The sequence below is a fragment of the Micromonospora palomenae genome (genome assembly GCF_007829925.1).
Classification (GTDB): domain Bacteria; phylum Actinomycetota; class Actinomycetes; order Mycobacteriales; family Micromonosporaceae; genus Micromonospora; species Micromonospora purpureochromogenes.
In genome coordinates this window covers 723,342-742,327 of sequence record NZ_VIXA01000002.1, presented here as the reverse complement: position 1 = coordinate 742,327, position 18,986 = coordinate 723,342, and the positions used below count along the sequence as shown (strand labels likewise).

At 73.9% G+C, this 18,986-nt stretch carries 17 protein-coding genes; 13 read left to right on the top strand and 4 right to left on the bottom strand.

Annotated features, from left to right (window positions below; translation table 11 throughout):
- Positions 1-369 precede the first annotated feature (369 nt).
- From ssd to FHX75_RS14475, 7 genes are all read left to right on the top strand, one after another.
- Positions 370-1,425: a septum site-determining protein Ssd gene (ssd, locus tag FHX75_RS14505; RefSeq protein WP_211364516.1), complete on the top strand. Its 1,056-nt coding sequence runs from the start codon at positions 370-372 to the stop codon at positions 1,423-1,425.
- The gene (locus FHX75_RS14500) at positions 1,422-2,627 is read left to right on the top strand and encodes a TadA family conjugal transfer-associated ATPase (protein WP_154940277.1); all 1,206 of its coding nucleotides are present in this window, start codon (positions 1,422-1,424) and stop codon (positions 2,625-2,627) included. Before ssd ends, FHX75_RS14500 begins: the two co-directional genes overlap by 4 nt.
- Before the next feature lie 386 nt (positions 2,628-3,013).
- Complete coding sequence (locus FHX75_RS14495) at positions 3,014-3,904, top strand: hypothetical protein (RefSeq protein WP_425463512.1); 891 nt, start codon at positions 3,014-3,016, stop codon at positions 3,902-3,904.
- Entirely contained in the window at positions 3,901-4,641 is a 741-nt protein-coding gene (locus tag FHX75_RS14490; protein ID WP_154940275.1) for a type II secretion system F family protein, read from the top strand. Before FHX75_RS14495 ends, FHX75_RS14490 begins: the two co-directional genes overlap by 4 nt.
- A gap of 64 nt (positions 4,642-4,705) precedes the next feature.
- Entirely contained in the window at positions 4,706-4,834 is a 129-nt protein-coding gene (locus FHX75_RS14485) for a DUF4244 domain-containing protein (RefSeq protein ID WP_208418639.1), read from the top strand.
- Positions 4,831-5,199, top strand: coding sequence for a TadE family type IV pilus minor pilin (locus FHX75_RS14480; RefSeq protein ID WP_154940272.1), 369 nt, complete (start codon positions 4,831-4,833; stop codon positions 5,197-5,199). The genes FHX75_RS14485 and FHX75_RS14480 overlap by 4 nt, the downstream gene beginning before the upstream one ends.
- Positions 5,200-5,222: 23 nt before the next feature.
- On the top strand, positions 5,223-5,630 hold the full coding sequence (locus tag FHX75_RS14475; RefSeq protein ID WP_425463493.1) for an Rv3654c family TadE-like protein: 408 nt from the start codon (positions 5,223-5,225) through the stop codon (positions 5,628-5,630).
- A 257-nt stretch (positions 5,631-5,887) separates the two neighbouring features.
- Here the strand turns inward: FHX75_RS14475 and FHX75_RS14470 are convergent, their stop codons facing one another.
- The 3 genes from FHX75_RS14470 to FHX75_RS14460 all read right to left on the bottom strand — a co-directional run bounded on the left by FHX75_RS14470 (position 5,888) and on the right by FHX75_RS14460 (position 9,398).
- Entirely contained in the window at positions 5,888-6,466 is a 579-nt protein-coding gene (locus tag FHX75_RS14470) for an LURP-one-related family protein (protein WP_154940268.1), read from the bottom strand.
- A 47-nt stretch (positions 6,467-6,513) separates the two neighbouring features.
- A complete protein-coding gene (locus FHX75_RS14465) occupies positions 6,514-6,720 on the bottom strand; it encodes a hypothetical protein (RefSeq protein WP_154940266.1) in 207 nt (68 codons plus the stop codon).
- 143 nt (positions 6,721-6,863) lie between these two features.
- Entirely contained in the window at positions 6,864-9,398 is a 2,535-nt protein-coding gene (locus FHX75_RS14460) for a DEAD/DEAH box helicase (RefSeq protein WP_246158057.1), read from the bottom strand.
- A 140-nt stretch (positions 9,399-9,538) separates the two neighbouring features.
- Here FHX75_RS14460 and FHX75_RS14455 point away from each other — a divergent pair, with 140 nt between their 5' ends.
- The 6 genes from FHX75_RS14455 to topA all read left to right on the top strand — a co-directional run bounded on the left by FHX75_RS14455 (position 9,539) and on the right by topA (position 17,508).
- Positions 9,539-9,895, top strand: coding sequence for an STAS domain-containing protein (locus tag FHX75_RS14455; protein ID WP_088959229.1), 357 nt, complete (start codon positions 9,539-9,541; stop codon positions 9,893-9,895).
- Complete coding sequence (locus FHX75_RS14450) at positions 9,892-10,329, top strand: ATP-binding protein (RefSeq protein WP_088959228.1); 438 nt, start codon at positions 9,892-9,894, stop codon at positions 10,327-10,329. The genes FHX75_RS14455 and FHX75_RS14450 overlap by 4 nt, the downstream gene beginning before the upstream one ends.
- Positions 10,330-10,648: 319 nt before the next feature.
- Positions 10,649-13,000 (top strand): sodium-translocating pyrophosphatase, encoded by a 2,352-nt coding sequence (locus tag FHX75_RS14445; RefSeq protein WP_154940264.1) that lies wholly within the window; start codon positions 10,649-10,651, stop codon positions 12,998-13,000.
- A 114-nt stretch (positions 13,001-13,114) separates the two neighbouring features.
- On the top strand, positions 13,115-13,657 hold the full coding sequence (locus FHX75_RS14440; RefSeq protein WP_154940262.1) for a hypothetical protein: 543 nt from the start codon (positions 13,115-13,117) through the stop codon (positions 13,655-13,657).
- Positions 13,648-14,265, top strand: coding sequence for a hypothetical protein (locus tag FHX75_RS14435; protein ID WP_154940260.1), 618 nt, complete (start codon positions 13,648-13,650; stop codon positions 14,263-14,265). The genes FHX75_RS14440 and FHX75_RS14435 overlap by 10 nt, the downstream gene beginning before the upstream one ends.
- A 417-nt stretch (positions 14,266-14,682) precedes the next feature.
- Positions 14,683-17,508 (top strand): type I DNA topoisomerase, encoded by a 2,826-nt coding sequence (topA, locus tag FHX75_RS14430; protein ID WP_154940258.1) that lies wholly within the window; start codon positions 14,683-14,685, stop codon positions 17,506-17,508.
- A 33-nt stretch (positions 17,509-17,541) separates the two neighbouring features.
- Here topA and FHX75_RS14425 read toward each other — a convergent pair whose 3' ends face one another.
- Complete coding sequence (locus FHX75_RS14425; RefSeq protein WP_154940256.1) at positions 17,542-18,846, bottom strand: D-arabinono-1,4-lactone oxidase; 1,305 nt, start codon at positions 18,844-18,846, stop codon at positions 17,542-17,544.
- Between the last annotated feature and the right edge of the window lie 140 nt (positions 18,847-18,986).

The following is an 18,986-nucleotide window of genomic DNA, read 5'->3' as shown; positions in this document are numbered from 1 at the left end:
TGGGTCACAGGGTGGAGGACGGGACGACGATTGCCCGCCCTCTGGGGCTGGTGAGCTGCGACGCCGGCAATTTTCCACCGTCGATCGGGCAGTCGTCCGCCGGGTCGGCGCGGCGCTGTGACGCGTCGTCTCCGAACAGCGCTGCGTCGGTCTTCGGCAACGACGCGGGAAGCGGATCGCTTTAGCAGATCCACCGGTTGGGCGCGGGTTGTCCACAGGGGCGGGCGTTGTCCACAGGCGACCGGTCGAGGCCGGTGGACCGGAGGGTGATCGGAGCAGGGTCTGGGTCAGCACCCCCGAGCCGGACCGCTGGAGGCCGCGATGCCACCCCGTACCTCACTTCCGCCGCACCGGCGGCTGCCGCTCCTGGTGACCTCGGACGGTGACCTCCTCGACGAGCTGCTTCGGCTGGCCGCCGCGGGCGGTACGGAGGTCGAGCTGGCCGCCGATCCCGCCGCCGCCCGCGCCCGGTGGCTGCCGGCGCCGCTGGTGCTGGTCGGCCGGGATCAGGCACAGGCGTGCCTGCGGGCGCGGCTGCCCCGGCGGCCTCGCACGGTCCTGGTCGGCCGCACCGGGGAGCTCGACCCGGCATGGGAGGTCGCCGAGCTGCTCGGCGCGGAACACGTGGCCACCCTCCCGGCGGCCGAGCCCTGGCTGGTCGACCGGTTCACCGAGTGCGGGTCCGACCGCCCGTTCGGCGGGCCGGCACGGACCGTCGCGGTGCTCGGCGGGCGAGGCGGCGCGGGGGCCAGCGTGTTCGCCGGCGCTCTCGCGGTCACCGCCGCCCGGGCCCGTTTGCGCACCCTGCTGGTGGACGCCGATCCGCTCGGCGGCGGCCTCGACCTCGTCCTCGGCTGGGAGGAGCTGGACGGCCTGCGCTGGCCGGCGCTCACCGACGCCGACGGCCGGGTGGACGCGCCGGCGTTGGTCCGCGCCCTGCCCAGCCGGGGTGACCTGGTGGTCCTCTCCTGGGACCGGGGAGACCTGCTGGCCCTGCCCGCCCAGGCGATGGCCGCCACGGTCGACGCCGCCCGGCGTGGCCGGGACTTCGTGGTGGTCGACGTGCCCCGCCAGCTCGACGACGCGGCGGTGGTCGCGTTGCAGTCGGCCGACCAGGCGTACCTGGTCGTACCGGCCGAGCTGCGGGCGACTGCGGCGGCGGCCCGGGTGGTCGCCGCGGCCGCCCCGCACTGTGCCGCGCTCGGCGTGATCGTGCGCGGGCCGGCGCCCGGCCGGTTGAAGGCCACCGAGGTGGCGCGCGCCCTCGGTCTCCCGCTCGCCGGCACGCTACGCCCGGAGCCGGCGTTGTGCCGAGGGCTGGAACGGGGCGAGGCGCCGGCCGGGGCCGGCCGGGGTCCGCTCGCCGCGCTCTGCCGGCGGATCGTCACCGAGCTGACCGGCCTGCCGGTCCCGGGTGTGGCATGACCGGCCGGCCCGACGACCTGTCGGCCCGGGTCCGGCAGCGGATGGCCGGCACCGCCACCCCCGTCACCCCGGCCGCGATCGTCTCCGCCGTCCGGGCCGAGCCCACCGCCGCCGTCCTCGGTGACACCGCCGTGCTGCGGATGGCCGACCAGGTCCGCGACGACCTGGTCGGTGCCGGGCCGCTCGCCCCGCTGCTTGCCGATCCACAGGTCACCGACGTGCTGGTCAACGGGACCCGGGTCTGGGTCGACCGGGGCGAGGGCCTGCGGCAGGTGGCGGTGCCGCTCGGCACGCTCGACGACGTACGGCGGTTGGCGCAGCGGCTCACCGCGGCCGCCGGCCGCCGGCTCGACGACGGCTCCCCGTACGCGGACGCGCGGCTGCCCGACGGCACCCGGCTGCACGCCGTACTGCCGCCGGTGGCGACCGACGGCCCCTACCTGTCCCTGCGTACCTTCCGGCAGCGGCCGTTCACCCTCGACGACCTGGTACGCCAGGGCACCGTCCCACGACCGGTCGCCCCGGTGCTGGCGGCCGTGGTGGCCGCCCGGCTGGCGTACCTGGTCACCGGCGGCACCGGCTCGGGCAAGACCACCCTGCTCAACACGCTGCTCGGGCTGGTGCCCTCGACCGAGCGGATCGTGCTGGTCGAGGACGCCGCCGAGCTGCACCCGGTGCACCCGCACGTGGTGGGGCTCCAGGCCCGTACGGCCAACGTCGAGGGCACCGGCGCGGTCGGGCTCAGCGAGCTGGTCCGGCAGGCGCTGCGGATGCGCCCCGACCGGCTGGTGGTCGGAGAGTGCCGGGGCGCGGAGGTGGTCGACCTGCTCGGCGCCCTCAACACCGGCCATGACGGCGGTGCCGGGACGCTGCACGCGAACACTCCGGCCGACGTGCCGGCCCGGTTGGAGGCACTCGGACTGCTCGGCGGGCTGCCCAGGGCCGCGCTGCACGCCCAGGTCACCGCCGCGCTCCAGGTGGTGCTCCAGGTACGCCGCGGCCCGCGCGGCCGGGTGCTGGAGTCGATCAGCCTCCTGCTGCCGGAGGGGCCAGACCGCCTGGTCACCGTCGTGCCCGCCTGGGTGCGGGGACGGGGGCTGGGGCTGGCCGGTCGGGCCCTCGGCACAATGTTGCGGGACCGGGGGGTGGAGGTGCCGCCGATCCTCTGCGAGCCGTGGCCGGGATCGGCGGGGCCGGCATGAGTCTCCCGATCTGGCTGGTGACGGCGCTGCTGGTGGGTGCGGCGGCGGTGGTGGCCTGGCCGGTTCGCAGCAGCCGCCGGCGACGCCGCGCCCTGCTCGGTGCCGGCGCACCCGGCCAACCCACACTCACGCCGCACGACGCCGAGTCGTTATTTAGCACTCCGGACGTCTTCCTCGCGTCTGGGCCCGCCACCGACGTGCCGGAGACACCGCCACCGGTTGTCGCCACCCCGGCCGCCTTCCTCGCGTCCGGACCCGCCACCGAAGTGCCGGAGACGGCGCCATCGGTTGTCGCCGCTCCGGCCGCGGTCGTACCGCCCGGCCCGCGCCGCTCCGACCGGGCTGGCTCGCGCCGGCTCGCACCTGCCGCCGACCGCCCGTGCACCGTGGCGGTGGCCGTCGGAGGCCCGATGCCTGCTCCCATGGCCGGCGGTCGGCTCGCCGGTCCGGCGGGAGGGCTGACCAGGCCACCGTCGTTCCGGCCGCCCGGTCGGCGCGACTCTCGCCGACCGCTGGAGCCGCTGCGGCTCGGCGCAGGCGAGATCCGCCGCCTCCATCGAGCCGCCGGTTCGGACAGCGTCCGGACCGCCGACACGACTGCACGGTGGTCGGGAGCGTTGACCACTGGCTGGCCGCAGGCGCGGGTAGAGGCCGTGGAGAAGTTCAGGGCGCTCCCCGCGCCGCTGGTGGGTCGCCCACGCCGGACGTTGCTCCTGGTCGGGCTCGTGGCGGCGGCGCTCGGCGCCCTCGCCGTCGGGCCGGTCGCCGGGGTCCTCCTCGGCGGGTACGGCGCGCTGGGCGCGAGGGCCCTGCTCCGGCGGCGGGCGGCGCGGTACGCGGTCGGGGAACGCCGCCGCAGGTTGGACCAGCTCTGCGGTCTCGCCGCCGACCTGCGGGCCGGACTGCCCGTCCCCACGCCAGATGACGACGGTGACCGCCTGGCGAGCCTGACCCGGGCCGCAGTGCGGCTCGCCGACCGGACCGGTGCGCCCTTGGCCGAACTCCTCGAACGCGTCGAAGCCGACGCCCGGGCGCTGGACCGGGGGTTGGCGGCCGCCTCGGCCCAGGCCGCCGGTGCCCGGGCCACCGCGCTGCTGCTCGCCGCCCTGCCACTCGGCGGGATCGGCCTCGGCTACGGCATCGGCGCCGATCCGGTGGCGGTGCTGCTGCACACCCCGGTCGGGGCGGTCAGTGCGCTGACCGCCATGGGGTTGCAGATCGGTGGCCTGCTCTGGGCGGAGCGGTTGGGCGGTACGCCGGACGCGAGCGCCCGATGAACCGGCAGGAGTGGGCGGCCGGCGCTCTGGTCGCCGCGGCGGCCCTGGTGGTGGCGCTCCGTGCGCCGGGCGTCCGCCCCTCCCGACGGTTGCGGGGACTGGGCGGCCAGGTCCGGCCGGCGGCGGACCGGCGTCCGACGTGGTGGCCGGACCGCGTACGGCTCGGTGCCGGGCTGGCCGGAGTGGCGGTGGCGGTCCTGCTCGGCGGGGTGTCGGGTTGTCTCGTCGGGGCGGTTGCCGCGCTGGTGGCGGACCGGCTGCTCCGGCGGATCGAGTCCCCGGCCGCCCGGGACCGCCGGCTGCGCGAGGCCGCCGACCTTCCGCTGGCCGCCGACCTGCTGGCGGCGACGTTACGGGCCGGCGCGCCGGTCGACCGCTCGGTACTCGAGGTCGCCGACGCCCTCGGCGGGCCGCTGGCCGAGCGGCTCCACCGGATCGGCCGGACGCTGCTGCTCGGCGGCGCACCCGACGAGGCCTGGGCGCACCTCGGCGCGATACCGGGGGCCGACCGGCTGGTCGCCGCCGCGTTGCGCACCTCGCGCAGTGGAGCGGCGCTCGCCGGGGCGCTGACCCGGGTCGCCGACGACCTACGTGCGGACCGGTCCATCGCCGCCGAGGTGTCGGCCCGCCGGGCGGGCGTGCTCATCGTGCTGCCGCTGGGGCTCTGCTTCCTGCCGGCCTTCATTCTCGCCGGCCTGGTGCCGGTGATCGTCGCCGTCCTCGGCGACGTGCTGTGAGAAACCATCGAGAAGGGACACGCCAGTGCGCAGACTCCTCGCCCGGCTCCGGGGGGACGCCGGGATGAACACCGCCGAGTACGCCGTCGGCACGCTCGCCGCGGTCGCCTTCGCGGGCATCCTGCTCAAGGTGCTCACGTCCGGCAACGTGCAGTCCGCCCTGACCGCCGTCATCGACCGGGCGCTGAAGTGAGCCGGCGCCGGCCGGCCGGTCGTGACCGTGGTTCGTTCACCGCCGAACTGGCGGCCGGCCTGCCGGCGCTGCTCCTGCTCCTGCTCGCCGGCCTCACCGCGGTCGACGCGGTCACCACGAAGGCCGCCTGCCTGGACGCGGCCCGGGAGGCGGCACTCGCCGCCTCCCGAGGTGAGAGCGGCACGGCGGCCGGGACGCGGATCGCGCCCCCGGGCGCGGTCGTCTCGGTGTCGGTGAACGGCGAGCGGGTCACCGCCACCGTTCGGGCACCCGTCCGGGCGCTCGGTGCGCGACTACCCCGGATCACCGTGGCGGCCACCACGGTCGCCGCCGTCGAGCCGGGCTCCCCGGCGGCGCACCCGTGACGCCCGCGCGATCCGGCAGCCCTGTGGTCACGCGGGGGCGGTCCGGGCTTCCCGGCGGCGCAGCCGTGCCCCCGAGGCGAACCGGTGCGTCCGACCGGGGTGGGGCGACGGTGTGCCTGCTCGTCGTCGGCCTGGTGTTCGTCCTGGTCGGGGTCTTCGGTGCGGCGATCGGCACCGCCCGGACGGCTCGGCACCAGGCCCGGGTCGGTGCCGACTTCGCGGCGCTCGCCGGGGCGGGCCGGGCGCTGGACGGGGATGGCGTGGCCTGCGGCGCGGCGGCCGAGATCGCCCGGGCCAACGGTGCCCGGCTGGCCGGCTGCCACCTGGACGGCCTCGACGTGCTGGTGACCGTGGAGGTGCCGGTGACCCCGCTGCCGGGTTTCCACCGGACCGCCACGGCCACCTCCCGCGCCGGCCCGATCCGCGACTGACTGTTCGGGCCGGGTCGCCTGGGACCGGCGAGGATCCTGGCCGCGCCCGCGGGGCGGCAACTTGGGTGGGTACGCCGGTCGTTCGCGAGCCCCGCCGGGTGTCGGCGCCGCCAGGTGGCAGGGCTCAGACGTGCCCTGCCTGTGGCAGCGGGCCGGCTCGCGGGCAGCGGGTGGCGGCGACCCGGCATGAGTGCGCCGCAGCCCCGACAAGACGGCCGGGTGCGCGCCCGCAGGACGCGCCCCGGCCGGTCAACTGGTCAGCGGCTCTGCAGCGCGTCCAGGCCGATCGCCATCGCGATCACCAGGCGGCGGTCCACCTGCGGGTTCTGCACCTCGACGACGTACTTGTCGCGCAGGCCCCACTTCTTGATCACCGAGAAGACCGGCTGGCCCTCGGCGACGAAGTCGAAGTGGTACGGCAGCCAGGACAGCGAGTCCACGAACCGGCGCAGCAGCGCCACCGGCATGCTCCGCTCCTGACCGGTGATCTGCGGCAGGCCGGCCTGCTCGACGTGCCAGGTCGAGCGCAGCAGCGACTGGGCGAAGTCCTTGCGGAACTGCCCGATCGGGGTGCCGGCCGCGTCGGTCACGTCGTACGTGGCGCCGAGGTCGAGCCGCTGCCGCGCCTTGAAGCCGAGCAGGGGCTGCTGCTTGGAGTCGTCGGTGTAGATGGTGACCTGTTCCTTGAAGGCGAGCCGCTTCTGCTGCGCGAACGCCAGCAGCTCTCCCTCGGTGCCGTCCGGGGCCACGGCGCGGACCTCGTACTGGTTGACCATCATCCGGATCCGCTGCCGGACGTGGAACTGGTGCTGCGTCTGCAAATTGTCGAGCTGCATATATATCTCCTCCGAAGTGTGCGCCGGAGTCTCGCACAACCTGCGGCTCAGCGTCCGCCCTCGACCGTCGCCTTCAGCGCCCAGGCGTTGAGCACCTGGTGGATTCCGCGTAGCCGCTCGTTGATCTGTTCGAGGCGTTCCGCCTGCGCCAGGCTGGCCAGGGCGGTACCCAGGGCGATCTGCTGGTCGGGGGTGAGCTTCTCCTGGTCGATCGTATAGAGCAGGTCGACGGTTTCGGCGATGGTGTCGGCCACGGCTCCTCCTCCGGTACGGCAACGGCGGTTCGGCTGGTGTGGTGAGCGCTACCGGTGGACCGAAGGCCGTCTATGGAAGCGCTCCCATCCATCAATGCCCACCGGCCGGGCCGGTCATGCACGATCCCGGAAAGCGAACGAGCTCAGCTCGCGCCCGGAGTGACCTCGGCGTCCGTGCCCGACCGGGCGTCGGTCCGATCGTCCTGACGCGGCAGGAGCGGCGCGCCCGAGGCGTCAACCGACGAACCGGCCGAGGTGGTCGGCAGGTCCGCCGTCGCAGGTGCATCCGACGCGACCGGAACGCCATCCGGCAGGGCCGGCGACGGCTCGGCGTCGCGGGGCAGATTGGCGAGCACCACGTCGAGCACTCGGACGGCGTCCGGCTTGGAGAGCGGGTTGTTGCCGTTGCCGCACTTCGGCGACTGCACGCAGGACGGGCAGCCCGCCTCGCAGCCGCACTCGGCGATCGCGTCCCGGGTGGCGCGCAGCCAGGCCGCCGCCGTCCCGTACGCCCGCTCGGCGAAGCCCGCCCCGCCCGGGTGGCCGTCGTAGACGAAGACGGTCGGGGCCTCGGTGTCCGGGTGCAGGGCGGTGGAGAGCCCGCCGATGTCCCAGCGGTCGCAGGTGGCCATCAGCGGCAGCAGCCCGATGGCGGCGTGCTCGGCGGCGTGCAGCGCCCCCGGGACGTCAGCCGCCTCCACCCCGGCGAGAGCAAGCGACTGTGGGGAGAGGGTGAACCAGACCGCGACGGTGCGCAGTTCCCGGGCCGGCAGGTCCAGCGGTCGGGTGTCGATCACCTCCCCGGAGGCGATCCGCCGCCGCTGGTACGACACCACCTGGCTGGTCACGTCCACCTCGCCGAGGAAGAGCCCGACCGGCCCGGCGTCCACGTAGGAGCGGACCGACACCACCGACAGCGAGGTGACGTCGCGAGCGTGGGTGGACCAGTCCGGCTCCTCGGCGTGCACCAGCGCGCATCCGTCGGCCAGGTCCAGCGAGTCGACCACGTACGAGACGCCCTGGTGCAGGTAGACCGCGCCGGGGTGGATGAGGAAGTGCGAGGAGCCGCCGTCGACGGTGCCGAGCAGCCGCCCGGTCGAGGCTTCCACCACGCAGACCGGCGCGCCGCCCTCGCCGCGCAGGTCCACCTCGGGCCGCTCCCGGTGCCGCCAGTACCAGCCGGTCGGCCGCTGCCGCAGCGCCCCCGCCGCGACCAGTTCCTCCACGGCCTCCTTCGCCCCGTCGCCGAAGAGGTCCAGGTCGGCCGGGGTGAGCGGGGCCTCCGCCGCCGCGCAGGCGAGCTGCGGGGCGAGCACGTACGGGTTGGCCGGGTCGAGCACGGTGGCCTCGACCGGCCGCCCGAACAGCGCCTCCGGGTGGTGCACCAGATAGGTGTCGAGCGGGTCGTCCCGGGCCACCAGCACCGCCAGCGCCTCGTCGCCGGAGCGGCCGGCGCGGCCGGCCTGCTGCCAGAGCGACGCCCGGGTGCCCGGCCAGCCGCAGATCAGCACCGCGTCCAGGCCGACCAGGTCGACGCCGAGTTCCAGCGCGTTGGTGGAGGCGAGACCGAGCAGGTCGCCGTGGAGCAGGGCGCGTTCCAGCTCGCGCCGCTCCTCGCGCAGGTAGCCGGCCCGGTAGGCGGCCACCCGGTCGCCGAGCCCGGGTACCGCCTCGTCGAGCGCCCGCCGCGCGTTCGCCGCCACCACCTCGGCGCCCTTGCGGGAGCGGACGAAGGCCAGCGTGCGTACCCCCTCGGCGACGGTGTCGGCGAGCAGGTCCGCGGTCTCCCGCAACGCCGACCGGCGGACCGGCGCGAGGTCCGCGACCTCCCCCGAGGAAGCGGGGAGCAGCGGCGGCTCCCAGAGCGCGAAGGTCACCCCGCCGCGCGGCGAGGTGTCCTCGGTGACGGCCGCCACCGGCAGGCCGGTGAGCCGCCCGGCCGCCGTCGCCGGGTCGCCCGACGTCGCCGAGGCCAGCACGAAGACGGGGGTACGGCCGTACTTCGCGCACTGCCGGCGCAGGCGGCGCAGCACGTGCGCGACGTGTGAGCCGAACACGCCCCGGTAGGTGTGGCACTCGTCGATCACCACGTACGCCAGCCGGCGCAGGAAGCCGGACCAGTGCGCGTGCCCGGGGAGGATGCCGTGGTGCAGCATGTCCGGGTTGGTCAGGACGAACCGCGAGTGCTGGCGGATCCACTCCCGCTCGGCGCGCGGGGTGTCCCCGTCGTAGGTGGCGGGGCGTACCCCGTCGAGTTCCAGGCCGGCGACGGCGCGGAGCTGGTCGGCGGCGAGCGCCTTGGTCGGGGCCAGGTAGAGCACGGTGGCCCTGGGGTCGGCGAGCAGGGTGGCCAGCGCGGGCAGCTGGTAGGCCAGCGACTTGCCGGACGCCGTGCCGGTGGCCACCACCACGTGCTGCCCCGCGTACGCCAGCTCGGCGGCCTCGGCCTGGTGCCGCCAGGGCGCGACCACGCCGCGCCGGGCGAACGCCGCCCGCAGATCCTCGGGAGCCCACTGCGGCCAGGGGGCCGGCTCGCCGGGTCGGGCCGGGACCCGCTCGACGTGGGTGACCGGATCGTCGCCGTGCCGGGCGCGCAGCCGGCGCAGCAGGTCGCCCGGGGCCGCCGTCGGCGGTCGCCCGGGGCCGGGACCTGCGGATACGGTGGCTGCGGGATTCACGTCCTGCACTCTCGCACTGGTGTTCGGAGGTGAACAACTCCGGGCGTGGGTAAGGAGAAGCCTCCGCCGGTGACCAGAGGCCGTCGTGGCGGGGATGGTTAGATGCCCAGGAGAGTTTACGGCTCTCGGAGGAGGGACTGATGGAGCTGTCGCTGGCGACCCGCACCGTGGGGGAGCACACGGTGCTCGAGGTCGGCGGTGAGGTGGACGTCTACACCGCCCCCCGCCTGCGCGAACGGCTCCTCGAGCTGATCGATGGTGGCTCCCGGCGGGTGGTCGTCGACCTCGGCCGGGTGGACTTCCTCGACTCGACCGGCCTCGGCGTGCTGGTCGGCGCCCTCAAGCGGCTCCGCTCGGCCGGTGGCTCCTTCGCCCTGGTCTGCGACAAGGAGCCGCTGCTCAAGATCTTCCGGATCACCGCGCTGGACCAGGTGTTCCCGCTGCACCCCACGGTCGAGGCGGCGATCGCGGCGGACCCCACCGGCGCCGGCGCGTGATGGCGACGGTCCGACTCTCCTTCTCGCCGGCTCCGGTGCACGTGCGCACCGCCCGCCTGGTCGGCGTCGCGGTGGCCCGCCGGGCCGGGGTGCGCGAGAACCTGCTCGACGAGGTGCGGCTGGCCATCGGCGAGGCGTGCACCCGGGCGGTCGCGCTGCACCGGCAGTACGGGCTGCCCGATCCGGTGCTGGTGGAGATGTCCGACGCCGGGGCGTACTCGGTGCGGGTGGTGGACCGCGCGCCGATCGAGGCGGGCATCGGGCTGGCCGCGTTGAACGCCGACGACCTGGCCAACGAGTCGCTGACCGACGAGGCGCTGACCACCGGCGTCGGCTTCGCCCTGCTCGCCGGTTTCGTGGAGGACCTTCAGGTTCGTCCGGTCGACGAGGGCGTCGGCACCGAGGTCCGGATGGTGTGGCCGGTCGGCCGCTGACCTGCGCACTCTGCGTCTACGAGGCCGCGACCCTTCGGGGTCGCGGCCTCGACGTGCTGATGGGCTCCTATATCAGATTTTTCCTCATAACACAGTTACGAAGATCATCCGGACACGGTGTCCCCCGGATGTGACCTCCAACACTGCGCGGGGCTACAGTACCGGGGTTGTCAGCAAGTGATCCTTCCCGCAACCAGCGGGTATGTGCGTTCATCGCTGGTCCGGTGGGGTGGGTTGGCGCGCTTGCGCAACCGCATCCAGGCGTCGGGTCAGTGCGTCCGCTGGCCGGCGCGACAGTGTTCGGTACAGGAGGACATAGATGTCCGGGACCTTGGCCGCCGAAGGCGGCGCGCTGTCCCTTTCCGGAGGAAACCTGACGTACGTCGTCATCGCCGCGGTGATCGCGCTGGTGGCACTCGTCTTCGCCGCCGCCTTGACCAAGGCCGTGCTGGCAGCCGGTAAGGGCACCACCAACATGCAGGAGATCTCCGGAGCGGTACAGGAGGGTGCCTCCGCGTACCTGCTCCGGCAGTTCAGGACGCTGGCGATCTTCGTCGTCGTCGCCGTCGTGCTCCTCTTCCTGCTCCCGGTGCACGACACCGACGGCAGCGAGCTGGCGGTGAAGCTCGGCCGGTCCGCGTTCTTCGTGGTCGGTGCCCTGTTCAGCGCGTCCATCGGTGGCGCCGGCATGTGGCTGGCCACCCGCGCCAACCTGCGGGTCGCCGCGGCGGCCCGCGAGGCGCAGGGCGGGCGCGAGGCCGCCATGAAGATCGCCTTCCGCACCGGCGGTGTGGTCGGCTTCCTCACCGTCGGGCTCGGCCTCTTCGGCGCCGCGATGGTCGTCCTGCTCTTCAAGGGCGACGCGCCGACGGTGCTGGAGGGCTTCGGCTTCGGCGCCGCCCTGCTGGCCATGTTCATGCGGGTCGGCGGCGGCATCTTCACCAAGGCCGCCGACGTCGGCGCCGACCTGGTCGGCAAGGTCGAGCAGGGCATCCCCGAGGACGACCCGCGCAACGCGGCCACCATCGCGGACAACGTGGGCGACAACGTCGGCGACTGCGCCGGCATGGCCGCCGACCTGTTCGAGTCGTACGCGGTGACCCTGGTCGCGGCCCTGATCCTGGGTCGTGCCGCGTTCGGCGAGGACGGCCTGGTCTTCCCGCTGATCATCTCCACCATCGGTGTCCTCGTCGCGATCATCGGCGTCTTCATCACCCGGCTGCGCGTCTCGGACCGCAACGGCCTGACCGCGATCAACCGGGCCTTCTATCTCTCCGCGGTGATCTCGGCGGTGCTGGTGGCGATCGCCGCCTTCGCCTACCTGCCGGCGACCTTCGCCGAGCTGGAGGGCGGGCTGACCGACGTCGACCAGAACCCGCGGATCGTCGCCATCGGCGCGGTCGTCATCGGCATCGTGCTGGCCGCCGCCATCCAGGCGCTGACCGGCTACTTCACCGAGACCAACCGGCGCCCGGTGCAGGACATCGGCAAGAGCTCGCAGACCGGCGCGGCCACCGTCATCCTCGCCGGCATCAGCGTCGGCCTGGAGTCGGCCGTCTACTCTGCGCTGCTGATCGCCGCCGGCGTCTTCGGGGCGTTCCTGCTCGGCGGCAGCTCCATCACGCTCTCGCTCTTCGCGGTCGCGCTGGCCGGCACCGGCCTGCTCACCACCGTCGGCGTGATCGTCGCGATGGACACCTTCGGCCCGATCTCCGACAACGCGCAGGGCGTGGCGGAGATGTCCGGCGACATCGACGAGAACGGCGCCCGGATCCTGACCGAGCTGGACGCGGTGGGCAACACCACCAAGGCGATCACCAAGGGCATCGCGATCGCCACGGCGGTGCTCGCCGCGACCGCGCTGTTCGGCTCGTACACCGACACCCTGCGCACCGCGTACGCCGACGCCGGGGTCGGGGACGTCGGCACCGAGATCCTCAACTCGCTGAACGTGTCCAACCCGCGCAACCTGGTCGGTCTGATCATCGGTGCGGCGGTGGTCTTCCTCTTCTCCGGGTTGGCCATCAACGCGGTGTCCCGCTCGGCGGGGGCCGTGGTGATGGAGGTCCGCCGGCAGTTCCGCGAGCTGCCCGGGATCATGGACCGCACCCAGCGCCCCGAGTACGGCAAGGTCGTCGACATCTGCACCCGGGACGCGCAGCGTGAGCTGATGACCCCCGGTCTGCTGGCCATCCTCGCGCCGATCGCGGTCGGCTTCGGCCTCGGGCCCGGCGCGCTGGCGGCGTACCTGGCCGGGGCGATCGGTGCCGGCACGCTGATGGCGGTCTTCCTGGCCAACTCCGGTGGCGCCTGGGACAACGCCAAGAAGCTGGTCGAGGACGGCGCGTACGGCGGCAAGGGCTCCGAGGCGCACGCCGCGACGGTCATCGGCGACACCGTCGGTGACCCGTTCAAGGACACCGCCGGCCCGGCGATCAACCCGCTGATCAAGGTGATGAACCTGGTCTCGCTGCTGATCGCGCCGGCCGTGGTGGCGTGGAGCGTCGGCGACGACCGCAACACCCCGCTGCGGGTGACGATCGCGCTGGTCGCGACCCTGATCGTGGTGGCCGCGGTGGTGTTCAGCAAGCGCAAGGGCGTGGCGATGGACTCCTCCGACGGCGGCTCCGGCGCGGGTAGCCCGGAGCGGGCGGAGACGGTCAACGCCTGAGGCGACGGTGGGTTCCCGGTCGGCCGACCGCCGGCCGGGAACCCGTCCGCCGCGCCCCGAGGGCGGCAAACCTGAGCGGTGGCGCATCGGCGCGGAGGCCGTACGCTGCAACGCATGCGTACGTGCCGGGCGGCAGCCGCCGGAAAGCTCACGGTGGTCCTGGCCACGCTCGTGCTCGCCGTCGCCGGCTGCGGCGGTGGGCCCACCCCGCGGGCCTGGGCCGCCTCGGTCTGCGAGGCGCTCACCCCCTGGCGGGCCGAGATCAGCAAGCTCACCAGCAGCACCGACCAGCAGATGACCGCGCAGACCACCCCGGCGCAGGCCAAGGAGAACCTGGTCCGGCTCTTCGCCGGCGCGGCGGACGCCAGCGAGACCGCCCGGCGCCGGGTCGCCGACGCCGGTGTCCCGGAGACCGAGCACGGCGAGGAGATCTCCAAGGGGTTCCAGAGCACCCTGGAGAAGGTCCGGGACGCGTACGGCCGGGCCCGCGACACCATCGACGGGCTCGGCACCGGCGAGGCCAGCACCTTCTACGACGGCGTCAAGGCCACGGTCGAGACGCTCACCAAGGAGTACGACGCGAGCGCGCTGGACACCAGCCGGCTCAACGATCAAGAGCTCAAACAGGCCTTTCACGAGGTTCCGGAGTGTCGCTGACCCCTCCCGACTCACCCCCCGAACCGGTGCGCCAGCTCTCGCTGTTCGGCACCGAGGCGGCGGACCCGTCCGTCGCCGACCTGGCCGGCCTGCTCGCCGGCCCCGGCGAGGTGGGCCGGATGGGGCGTACCGCCCGACTGTCGATCGCGGTCGACGCCGCCTGGCGGGTGCACGTGCTCGTCGCCGAGCTGGGGTCGCGGGGGCTGGCCGCGAGCTGGGAGGCGACCGAGGACCAGCGCTACGCCGTGCGCACCTCGTACGCGCGGACCCTCGCGCCGCTGGCGACGGCCTGGCTGACCGACGCGGGCCGCAAGCGCCCGCCCGCGCATTTCCATCTCAACGGTCGGCGGCTGCGGCTCTGGCTGGCCGCCGCCGGCCGGTCCGACCCCGCGGGGTTCCTGCTCGGGCTCGGCCCCGGAGACCAGGAGTGGTGGCCGACCGTGCGGGCGGCGCTCGCCGCCGTGGGCCTGCCGACGGCGGTGTCGGAGCCCGACGACGGCGCGCCGGCCTTCCGGATCGCCGGCCGTCGGCGGCTGACCCGGCTGGCCGAGCTGGTCGGCGAGCGGCCGTCGGCCGCCCCGCCGGAGGCCTGGCCGACCCCGACCTGAAGGGGCGCGCAAGATCGACTCCAGGTCGGCGAGGTGGCGGCATCAGGGCCACCGGGACACCGCCGTCCCGCCGTAACGGAGTCGATCAGACCGGGTCGGGCAGGCGCGGCGACGAGGTGTCCGATCGGGGACAGCCGGGCGGCGTCTCGGCCGGTAAAACGGCTCGGTGACCCTCGGCCGAGGGTCCGCCATCGTCACAGTGGCCCGCCTCCGGCCCTACCCACGGTGTACGGTGGCGCCGTCCGGCCCGTGAAGCCCGCGCGGCGCCGTGGCGCCCGCCGCGCGGAGGCTGTTTGCCGCCCGCGAAACCCGAAACCCCGGCGGCGCGTTACGTTGGACATCCGGACCGCCGGTGGTCCGGTGGGGTGCAACACGGCCCGAATCGGGCATGGAGCAGGAGTGAGGTCGGGGAGAGACGTGCCGAGCAACGCTGGAACCACCCGTCTGGTCATCGTCGAGTCACCGGCGAAGGCCAAGACGATCTCGGGCTACCTCGGCCCGGGATACGTCGTGGAGGCCAGCTTCGGCCACGTCCGGGACCTCCCGCGCAACGCCGCCGACGTGCCCGCCAAGTACAAGGGCGAGGCGTGGGCCCGGCTCGGGGTGGACGTCGACAACGGCTTCCACGCCCTCTACGTCGTCTCCGCCGACCGTAAGCAGCAGATCAGCAAGCTGATGAAGCTGGCCAAGGAGGTCGACGAGATCTTCCTGGCGACGGACGAGGACCGTGAGGGCGAGGCGATCGCCTGGCACCTGGTGGAGACGCTCAAGCCCAAGGTGCCGGTCAAGCGGATGGTCTTCCACGAGATCACCAAGCCGGCGATCCAGGCGGCGGTGGCCAACCCCCGCGAGATCGACCGCGACCTGGTCGACGCCCAGGAGGCGCGCCGCATCCTCGACCGGCTGTACGGCTACGAGGTCTCGCCGGTGCTGTGGAAGAAGGTCATGCCGAAGCTCTCGGCGGGCCGGGTGCAGTCCGTGGCGACCCGGATCGTGGTCGAGCGGGAGCGGCAGCGGATGGCCTTCCGCACCGCCGAGTACTGGGACATCCTGGCCACCCTGGCCGTGGCGAACGCCGGCGAGGGCCCGCGCAGCTTCAACGCCACCCTGGTCGCGCTGAACGGCGACCGGATCGCCACCGGCAAGGACTTCGAGCCCACCACGGGTCGGGTCCGGGCCGGCGCCGGCGTCGTGCACCTCGACGAGGGCGGCGCCCGGGGCCTGGCGGCCCGCCTCGACGGGCGGCCGTTCACCGTCACCCGGGTCGAGGAGAAGCCCTACCGCCGCCGCCCGTACGCGCCGTTCATCACCTCCACCCTCCAGCAGGAGGCGGCCCGCAAGCTGCGCCTCTCCTCGCAGCAGACGATGCGCACCGCGCAGCGCCTGTACGAGAACGGCTACATCACCTACATGCGTACCGACTCGGTGAACCTGTCGGAGACCGCCGTCTCGGCGGCCCGCCGGCAGATCGTCGACCTGTACGGCGAGCGCAGCGTGCCGCCGGAGCCGCGCCGCTACACCGGCAAGGTGAAGAACGCGCAGGAGGCGCACGAGGCGATCCGCCCGGCGGGGGACAACTTCCGCACCCCGGGCGAGGTGGCCAAGGAGCTGTCGGCCGAGGAGTTCAAGCTCTACGAGCTGATCTGGCGGCGCACCATCGCCTCGCAGATGACCGACGCGGTCGGCTCCAGCGTCTCGGTGCGCATCCGCGCCGTCTCCTCCGCCCAGGAGGAGGCCGACTTCGGCGCGACCGGCAAGACCATCACCGACCCGGGCTTCCTGCGGGCGTACGTCGAGTCGAGCGACGACGAGAACGCCGAGGCCGAGGACGCCGAGCGCCGGCTGCCCACCCTGGTCAAGGACCAGCCACTGACCGCCGACGAGCTGGCCGCGCAGGGCCACCACACCCAGCCGCCGTCGCGCTACACCGAGGCGTCGCTGGTCAAGGCGCTGGAAGAGCTGGGCATCGGCCGCCCGTCGACGTACGCGTCGATCATGCAGACGATCCAGGACCGCGGGTACGTCTTCAAGCGCGGCCAGGCGATGATCCCGTCCTTCCTGGCGTTCGCGGTGATCGGGCTGCTGGAGCGGCACTACCCGCGCCTGATCGACTACGACTTCACCGCCAGCATGGAGAACGAGCTGGACGAGATCGCCGGCGGTGACCACGCGGCGGTCGACTTCCTCACCTCCTTCTACTTCGGCAGCGCCAACGGCACCGGCGACCAGGCCATCGCCCACGCCGGCGGGCTGAAGAAGCTGGTCACCGAGAACATCACCGACATCGACGCGCGCAGCGTCAACTCGATCCCGCTCTTCACCGACGAGGAGGGCCGCGAGGTCGTCGTCCGGGTGGGCCGGTTCGGGCCGTACCTGCAGCGGGCGGTGCCGGGCGAGCAGCCCGCGCCGAAGGCGGAGGGCGAGGAGGGCGGCGCCCCGGGCGACCGGGCACCGATCCCCGAGGGGCTGGCGCCCGACGAGCTGACCCCGGAGAAGGTGCACGAGCTGTTCCTCGGCGGCGGGGGCGAGCGCAAGCTCGGCGACGACCCGGCCACCGGCGAGCCGATCCTGCTCAAGTCCGGCCGGTTCGGCCCGTACGTGGCCAGCGGCGAGCGGAAGTCCTCGCTGCTGCGCTCGCAGACGCCGGACTCGCTCACCCTCGACGAGGCGTTGAAGCTGCTCAGCCTGCCCCGGCTGATCGGCGTGGCCCCCGACGGGGTCGAGGTCTTCGCCAACAACGGCCGCTACGGCCCGTACGTCAAGCGCGGTGACGAGTTCCGTTCGCTGGACTCGGAAGACAAGATGTTCACCGTCACGCTGGACGAGGCGCTGGCGCTGCTGGCCGCCCCGAAGGCCCGCCAGCGCCGCGCCGCCGCGCCGCCGCTGCGGGAGATGGGCGTCGACCCGCTGACCGAGAAGCCGCTGGTCATCAAGGACGGCCGGTTCGGGCCGTACGTGACCGACGGCGAGTTCAACGCGTCGCTGCGCCGGGGCCAGACCCCGGAGGAGCTGACCATCGAGCAGGCCTCCGAGATGCTGGCCGAGAAGCGGGCGAAGGGTCCGGCGCCGAAGAAGAAGGCGGCCGCCAAGAAGGCCCCGGCCAAGAAGGCGACGGCGGCGAAGAAGACCGCCGCGGCCAAGTCGACGGCGGCCAAGAAGACCACCACCGCCAAGGCGACGGCGGCCAAGAAGGCCCCGGCGAAGAAGGCCGCCCCGAAGAAGGCGGCCAGCACCGCCGAGTGACGGACCCCGGGCGCCTCGGCGCCCGGGGAGCACTCAGCCGAGGATCCGGTCCAGGTGCGGGTTGGTGAAGAGCCGGTCCGGGTCCAGGCGGTCGCGGACCGCCAGGAAGTCGGCGAAGCGGGGGTACGCCGTGGCGAGCGACGCCGCGTCCCGGTAGTGCAGCTTGCCCCAGTGCGGCCGGCCGCCGAGGTCGGTGGCCACCTCCTCGAAGGCCCGGAAGTACGGCTCGTACGGCATGCCGACGTACTGGTGGATCGCCACGTACGCGGACTCCCGGCCGTAGCCGTGCGACAGCCAGATGTCGTCGGCGGCGGTGAACCGCACCTCGACCGGGAAGAGCACCTTGAACGGCAGCCCGTCGACGATCCGCCGGAGCGCGTCGAGCGCGGTCGGCAGGGCGGCGCGCGGCAGGGCGTACTCCATCTCCACGAAGCGGACCCGGCGCGGGGTGCAGAAGACCGTGTCGGAGCGGCCGGTGTAGGTGCGTTCGGTGAGCGCCCGGGCGGAGACCGCGCTGATGGTCGGGGCCAGCGCCGGCACGGCGCGGCCCAGCCGGCAGGCCCCGGCGAAGACGGTGTTGGCGAGGAAGTCGTCGTCCAGCCAGCCGCGCCACCGGGGCAGCGGCCGGTCGTCGGCGGGCACCCGGTCGTTGGTCTTGACCTGCACCCGCGCGGTGTACGGGAACCAGTAGAACTCGACGTGGTCGTGCGCGTCGATCAGGGGCGGCAGCTCGGCGAGCACCGAGTCCAGCGGCGCCGGGCGCTCGTGGGCGCGCAGCACGAAGGCGTCGACGCAGCGCAGGGTCACCTCGACCAGCACGCCGAGCGCGCCCAGCCCGACCCGGGCGGCGGCGAAGACGTCCGGCTGCTCGTCGGCGGAGCAGCGCAGCACCTCGCCGGTGCCGGTGACCAGGGTCAGCGCCGTGACGAAGGTGGACAGGCAGCCGTATCCTGCTCCGGTGCCGTGGGTGCCGGTGGAGATCGCGCCGGCGACGGTCTGGGCGTCGATGTCGCCGAGGTTGGGCAGCGCGAGCCCGTGCCGGGCGAGCAGCGCGTTGAGCGTCTGCAGGGTCATCCCGGCGGGCACGGTGACCAGGCGTCGGTCCCGGTCGACCCGGACGTCGGTCGCCAGGCTGGTCAATTCGATCCGCCGGCTGTCGGCCACGGCGATCGGGGTGAACGAGTGGCCGCTGCCGACCACCCGGATGCGTTCGCCGGCGGCCGCGGCGTCCCGGACGGCCTCGGTGACGGCGTCCAGCGTGGCGGGGCGCAGGATGGCGGTGGCGGTGCTGTGCTGGTTGCCGGCCCAGTTGGACCATGCGGTGGCGGTACCGGCCATCGGCGCGCTCCTCGACATGAATATGAACTGACTTCATATCAGGAACGTTGTTCCTGGTAAATACCGCAATCGAGGTCCGCTCGTTGTACCGGTAGTCACGGACTCGTGACAACCAGATATGTTCTTCCGTCGAAGGGGGG